Origin of the sequence: Pseudomonas sp., assembly GCF_037994325.1 — a bacterium.
Classification (GTDB): Bacteria; Pseudomonadota; Gammaproteobacteria; order Pseudomonadales; family Pseudomonadaceae; genus Aquipseudomonas.
Genome location: NZ_JBBNAH010000546.1, coordinates 1 through 6,612, shown reverse-complemented (window position 1 = coordinate 6,612; position 6,612 = coordinate 1). Strand labels below are relative to the sequence as shown.

Sequence of the window (6,612 nt, the reverse complement as noted above, 5' to 3'; positions counted from 1 at the left end):
GTGTGCCACTGCTCGCCCGCTTAGCTAACTGCCGTTTTTAGCTGGCGCTAGAAGCCTGTTCACGTTGGCGCGCGGTGATAGTGCTGCGGCCGTAGAGAATCGCGATGGCGATTAGCGCCACGGCCTGTGCCGACAGCGAGTACAGATCCGCATGCACGCCCAACCATTCGAACTCTATAAACGGCACAGGGTGGGTGCCAAACACACCGGCCTCTTGCAGCGCTTTGACGCCATGGCCGGCGAACACCACCGACAACGCGCACAGCAGCGCCGCATTGATGCCAAAGAATACCCCCAGCGGCAGACGTGCCGAGCCGCGCAGGATCACCCAGGCCAACCCCACCAGCAGCACACACGCGGTGGCGCCACCAGCCAGCACTGCGCTGTGGCCCGCTGGGCCTGCCTGCAACCAGAGGGTTTCATAGAACAGAATGACTTCGAACAGCTCGCGATACACCGAAAAGAACGCCAGCACAGCAAAGCCAAAACGACCGCCGCCGCCCACCAGGCTGCTCTTGATGTAATCCTGCCAGGCAGCAGCATGGCGACGGTCATGCATCCACACACCGAGCCACAGCACCATCACTGCCGCAAACAACGCGGTACAGCCTTCCAGCAACTCACGTTGTGCGCCGCTGACGTCGAACAGATAGGCTGCTGCTGCCCACGTCAGGCCACCGGCCAACATCGCCAAGCCCCAGCCAATATGCACGCTGCGCTCTGCCGCTTGTTGGCCGGTGTTGCGCAAGAAGGCCAGAATCGCGGCCAGGACCAGAATGGCTTCCAGGCCTTCACGCAGCAGAATCAGCAACGCCGAGATAAAACTCAGTGACTGGCTCAGACCATCGCTGCCCAACAGCTTGGCCGACTCTTGCAATTTGCCTTTGGCGATTTCCAGCTTCTGCGCGGCCTCAGGCACCGACAGTCCGTCTTGCAGCGATTGACGGTAGGCCATCAGTGCTTTTTCAGTGTCTTTGCGCACTTGCGCATCAACGTTGTCCAGCGAGCTTTCCACCAGCTCGAAACCTTCCAGATAAGCCGCTACCGACAAGTCGTAGGCTTGGTCGTGGTCGCCGTTTTTGTAAGCGGCCAGGCTCTTATCGAGGGTCACGCTGGTGTAGTCGAGCAACTGCTGTGGGCCACGCTGCACAACTGGCGGTTGCGCGCGCTGGCCACGGAAGATGGCTGCGGCAGCCTCGCCCTGGGTGCTGGCGATTTCGTCCGGGGTTTGCCGGGCCAGTTCGGCCAGGTCAAAGGTTTTCGCCTTGGCGCCGTCGGCAGCAGGCGCGGCAACCGGGGCCGCAGCGGCGGCGCTGAAGCTGGCGATGTACACCGCCAAGTCCCAGCGCTGGCGCTCGTCCAGTTGGTCGGCAAACGCCGGCATATCGGTGCCTTCGATGCCCAGCGTGGTGCTGCTGAACAAGTCGTACAAACTCAAACGGCCAAGACGTTTGGCATCGGTAAAGTTCGACGGAGCCGGTTCCAGACCAATACCGGCAGGGCCATCACCAAGCCCCGCATCGCCATGGCAGACCGCGCATTGTTGGGCATACAGCGGCGCACCACGGCTGGCGTCGGGGGTAATTACCGGAGCTTGGCTGACTTCATAGGCGGCGGCCACTTGCGCGCTCACCTGGCGAGCCTGACGGGCTACCGCCGCGGGCTCCTGACGCTGGGTGATAGCGTCGTGCAAGGACGTTACGCCCTGCTCAATGCCGCTACGCTGGGCGCTGGCCGGCAATGCCACGATCAAGCCTTGCAACGTGGTCAGAGCGTCGAGTTGTTTCTGGTAGCTGTCGCCATTGATTACCTGACCACCCTTTACCGAATCGGCGTAATCGGCGCCGAGGTAGTCGAGCAAATGAATGGCTTGGGCGGTTCCTTCCACCGGGTCAGCAAATGCGTTCAGGCTAAAAAGGGCAAACAGCGAGAAGATGCACAACAACAGGCGGGGAGAGGTAAACATGATTCCATCCCAAATAAGAATGGGTGACATTGTTACCTTCCTAACGTTCTTGCTCAAGTCTTGTAACAAAGCTTTAGCTGCGCGCGCTGCTCGGCGCAGTGCTGAATTTTTCGAAGACGGAGACGAAAAAGGCGTGATCAGCACTGATCACGCCTTTAAAACAGGGCCAAACAGTTAGCCCAAATTCAGCTCGCCACTCGGCGGACACTGGCTAACAAACCCGCAGCCCCAATAAACAGCGCGCCAAATGTGCGGTTCATCACCCGCTGCTGCCGAGGTGTACGCAGCAAACGCAGCACTTTCGACGCCAATCCGGTGTAGCAGGCCATCACGATCAGATCGACCGTAATCATGGTCACACCCATGGTTAGGTACTGCACCAGCTGCGGCGCTTTCGGGTCAATAAACTGTGGCAGCACCGCCAGCATAAAGACGATGGCCTTGGGGTTGCTGACGTTCACCAAAAAGCCGCGCAACACCAAACTCAGCGGGCGCCCAACCGGACGCACAGCCGCCTCCTCGTTCAGATCACCCGGCAGCGCGCGCCACTGCTTGATGCCAAGAAAGACGAGATAGAACACGCCAAACCATTTGATCAGGCTAAAGGCCAACTCAGAGGCCGACAGAATTGCACCCACCCCGGCGGCCACCACGATGATCTGCACCGCCAAGCCCAGTTGTAGGCCTAGGGCATTCCAGTAGCCACGCCAAAAACCGTACTGCAGACCGGCAGACATAGAGGCAATGGCACCAGCGCCAGGAGACAAACTGATAATCCAGCAGGCAACAAAAAACGCCAGCCAAGTTTCGAGCAGCATGGCTGCAAACCTCAAAAAAGGGGGGGCGTTTACGTTAACGCGCTGTGTGGCGACTTGACTAGCACAGTCGCCACACAGATCAGGGGCACAGCCGCTGCTTACGCGTCCGGGCTGTTCTTGCGCAGGTGAACCGCATCGGGCTCTTTGTTGGCCGCGCGGGCACGGGCGCCACGCATTTTGATGTTGATGGCTTCCACCGCCAACGAGAACGCCATGGCGAAGTAAACGTAGCCTTTCGGCACATGCACTTCGAAGGCTTCAGCGATCAACACCGTGCCGACCACAATCAGGAACGACAGCGCGAGCATTTTCAGCGACGGGTGCTTGTCGATATAAGCGCTGATGGTGCTGGCCGACAGCATCATTACGCCAACCGAAATCACGATCGCCGCAATCATCACCGGCACATGCTGCACCAGGCCGACAGCGGTAATGACCGAGTCGAGGGAGAAGATGATGTCGATAATGGCGATCTGCGTGATGATCCCCATAAAGCCGTAGACCTTGCCGCCAGCTTTGGCTTCTTCTTCCGCGCCTTCCAGGCCGTGGTAGATCTCGGCAGTACTTTTGAACAGCAGGAACAGGCCACCAAAGAACAGGATCAGATCACGCCCGGAGATGCCTTGACCAAACACGGTGAACAGATCCGTGGTCAGGCGCATTACCCAGGTGATCGACAGCAGCAGGAGAATCCGTGTGCCCATGGCCAAGGCCAGGCCAAAGAAACGCGCTTTGGGTTGTTGCTCGATGGGCAGACGGCTGACCAAAATCGAGATAAAGATGATGTTGTCGATGCCAAGGACGATTTCCAAAGCGGTCAGGGTCAGAAACGCGACCCAGATCTCTGGACTCATTAGCCATTCCATATGTGTGCCTCAAAGGGGGTAAGTTGAACCCGCTAGGTTCTTAGCTTTAATCGACCTGGGCCAGCTGTTGCTCGAGGCTTTCCAGATGTTCCAGGGCCAGCATCCAGGCCTCTTCCAGCTCGCCTTCGCGGGCCTTCATTTTGGCTTGTTCGGCGAGAAGATCGCGAAGTTCGTCTTTACGCGATGTTTCATAAATGGCCGAGTCGCCAAGGCGCTCTTCTACCTTGGCCAGTTTTTCATGCAACAGACCCAACTCTTTTTCCAGCTTGTCCGCTTCGCGCTTGTGCGGCGCCAGTTGTTGGCGCAATGCTGCCGCCGCTTGGCGCTGGGCGCGCTTGTCGGTTTTATCGCCCGCCGGCACGCTGCTGCTGGCCGGTGCCTGCCGCGCGCGGTAGTCGACTAACCATCGAGCATAGTCTTCCAGATCGCCGTCGAACTCCTGGATGCGCCCTTCGGCTACCAGCAAAAATTCATCGGTGGTGCTCTTGAGCAAATGCCGATCGTGGGACACCACCACCACGGCCCCCTCGAATTCCTGCAACGCCATGGTCAGGGCCAGGCGCATTTCCAGGTCGAGGTGGTTGGTCGGTTCGTCGAGCAGCAGCAAGTTCGGTTTGCCCCAGGCAATCAACGCCAAGGCCAGACGCGCTTTTTCACCACCAGAAAAATTCAGTACCGGCTCATCACAACGCGGGCCGCGGAAATCGAAACCGCCGAGGAAGTCGCGCAGGGTTTGCTCACGCTCGGTCGGTGCCAAACGCTGAAAGTGCAGCAACGGGCTGGCCTTGTTATCCAGCGAATCCAGTTGATGCTGGGCGAAGTAACCCACCACCAGGTTTTCACCGCGCACCAGGCGACCGCCAATGGGCTGAATTTCGCCCACCAGGGTTTTGATCAGGGTCGATTTACCCGCGCCATTGGGCCCGAGCAAGCCAATACGAGCACCGGGCACCAAGCCTAACTTGACCTTCTCCAGCACCACTTTTTCGCCATAACCCAGGCGACCTTCGGAGAGGTCGAGCAGCGGGCTGGAAATCTTGTCGGCTTCGCGGAAGGTAAAGTCGAACGGCGAATCGACGTGGGCGGCGGACAGCTCTTCCATCCGCTCCAGCGCCTTGATCCGGCTCTGCGCCTGACGGGCTTTGGTCGCCTGCGCTTTAAAGCGGGCGATGTATTTTTCCATGTGCGCGCGCTGCGCCTGCTGCTTCTCGTAGGCCTGTTGCTGCTGGGCCAGGCGTTCGGCGCGGGCGCGTTCGAAGGCGGTATAGCCGCCGCGATACAGCGTGAGCTTGCGCTGATCAACGTGGGTGACATGGTCGACCACGGCGTCGAGGAAATCGCGATCGTGGGAAATCAGCAGCATGGTGCCGGGGTAGCTTTTCAACCACTCCTCCAGCCAGAGAATGGCGTCGAGGTCCAAGTGGTTGGTGGGTTCATCGAGCAGCAACAGGTCGGAGGGGCACATCAGCGCCTGAGCCAGGTTGAGGCGCATACGCCAGCCACCGGAGAAACTACCGACCGGGCGGTCCATCTGCTCATTGCTAAAGCCCAGGCCGGCGAGCAATTTGCGCGCGCGGGCATCGCTGGTGTAACCGTCGGCGGAATCCAGCTCGGCGTGCAAGCGGGCTTGCGCGGCGCCGTCATGGGCAGCTTCGGCGGCGGCCAAATCGCGCTGCACCTCGCGCAAACGCACATCGCCATCAAGCACATAGTCGACGGCAATACGCTCGACCGCATCGACCTCCTGGCGCATATGGGCTATACGCCAATCGGCCGGCAAGAAGCAATCGCCGGAGTCGGGCGTGAGCTCGCCGCGCAGCAAGGCGAACAGGCTGGATTTGCCGGCGCCGTTGGCACCGATAAGGCCGGCTTTATGGCCGGCGTGCAGGGTGAGCTCGGCGTCTTCTAACAAACGCTGCGGGCCACGCTGTAAAGTGAGGTTTTGTAGTCGGATCATAATGGCGGCGGAGTCTACCAGCTCTGCGCGCTTATCGCCTGGAAAGCACCATGTCCTCTGACCTGTGGAGTTTCGCCACCACCCTTTACGCCCGCCCCGGCGTAGAAGGCGCATGCCTGCGTTTGCAACAGCAAGGCGCGGATGTTTGCCTGTTGTTGTGTGCCGCGTGGCTGCAACAACAAAACGTCGCGTGCAGACCCGAGCGTGTTAAGGCACTAGGTGCCATCTGCGAGCCTTGGCAACAGCAGGTGGTCACACCGATTCGCCAGCTCCGCCAACGTTGGCGCGAAGCCGCCGCCCACAACGACGCGCTAAAGGCGTTGCGAGAACAGATAAAGGCGTTGGAGTTGCAAGCTGAGCGAGAGCTGCTCAAGCGGCTGGAAGAGACAACAACTAGCTGGCCGACTGGCGGAGCTGAAGGGGACTGGTTGACCGCTATAGCGGGCCAGCATGACCGCGACGCGCTGCAAACCCTGCGCGTCGCGGCCACTCACACTTAGGAAGCGCTAGGTACGCCGCTTCCGTTGGTGACAGGTGCTACAGCCGCAGTAGCTGGTGCAGCAGGTGCAGCGGCGGCCGGTGCCGGAGCAACAGCGGGTTTAGCCGGTGCTGCTGGCTTGGCTGCTGCGGGTTTCGCCGCAGGCTTGGCCGCCGGTTTAACCGCTGGCTTGGCAGCGGGTTTTGCCGCTGCAGGTTTGGCGGCAACAGCCGGCTTGGCCGCAGCAGGTTTAGCAACGGCAGGCTTAGCCGGTGCTTTCACAGCAGGTTTAGCGGCAGCTTTTGCCGGCGCCTTGGCTACCGGTTTAGCCGCGGGTTTTGCCGCCGGTTTGGCAGCAACTTTGGCCGGCGCTTTTGCCGCAGCAGGTTTGGCTGCTGGTTTGGCTGCTGGTTTGGCTGCTGGCTTGGCAGCTGCTTTTACAGCCGGTTTGGCAGCAGCTTTTGCTGGCGCTTTAGCGGCAGGTTTTGCAGCCGGTTTTACCGGTGCTTTTGCGGCAGGTTTTGCAG

At 60.0% G+C, this 6,612-nt stretch carries 6 protein-coding genes; 1 reads left to right on the top strand and 5 read right to left on the bottom strand.

What is annotated here, in order from left to right:
• Window positions 1-37: 37 nt before the first annotated feature.
• From AAAB16_RS18245 to AAAB16_RS18230, 4 genes are all read right to left on the bottom strand, one after another.
• Entirely contained in the window at window positions 38-1,966 is a 1,929-nt protein-coding gene (locus tag AAAB16_RS18245; protein WP_340664598.1) for an FTR1 family protein, read from the bottom strand.
• 185 nt (window positions 1,967-2,151) lie between these two features.
• On the bottom strand, window positions 2,152-2,784 hold the full coding sequence (gene rhtB, locus AAAB16_RS18240) for a homoserine/homoserine lactone efflux protein (RefSeq protein ID WP_340664597.1): 633 nt from the start codon (window positions 2,782-2,784) through the stop codon (window positions 2,152-2,154).
• Window positions 2,785-2,882: 98 nt separating this feature from the next.
• The gene (locus AAAB16_RS18235; RefSeq protein ID WP_340664596.1) at window positions 2,883-3,650 is read right to left on the bottom strand and encodes a TerC family protein; all 768 of its coding nucleotides are present in this window, start codon (window positions 3,648-3,650) and stop codon (window positions 2,883-2,885) included.
• A gap of 46 nt (window positions 3,651-3,696) precedes the next feature.
• A complete protein-coding gene (locus AAAB16_RS18230; RefSeq protein WP_340664595.1) occupies window positions 3,697-5,607 on the bottom strand; it encodes an ATP-binding cassette domain-containing protein in 1,911 nt (636 codons plus the stop codon).
• A 50-nt stretch (window positions 5,608-5,657) separates the two neighbouring features.
• On the opposite strand from AAAB16_RS18230, the gene AAAB16_RS18225 reads away from it, so the two are divergent.
• The gene (locus AAAB16_RS18225) at window positions 5,658-6,107 is read left to right on the top strand and encodes a TIGR02444 family protein (protein ID WP_340664594.1); all 450 of its coding nucleotides are present in this window, start codon (window positions 5,658-5,660) and stop codon (window positions 6,105-6,107) included.
• On the opposite strand, the gene AAAB16_RS18220 is transcribed toward AAAB16_RS18225, so the two are convergent.
• A partial coding sequence (locus AAAB16_RS18220) for a hypothetical protein (protein ID WP_340664593.1) occupies window positions 6,104-6,612 on the bottom strand: 509 nt, incomplete at its 5' end. The genes AAAB16_RS18225 and AAAB16_RS18220 overlap by 4 nt on opposite strands.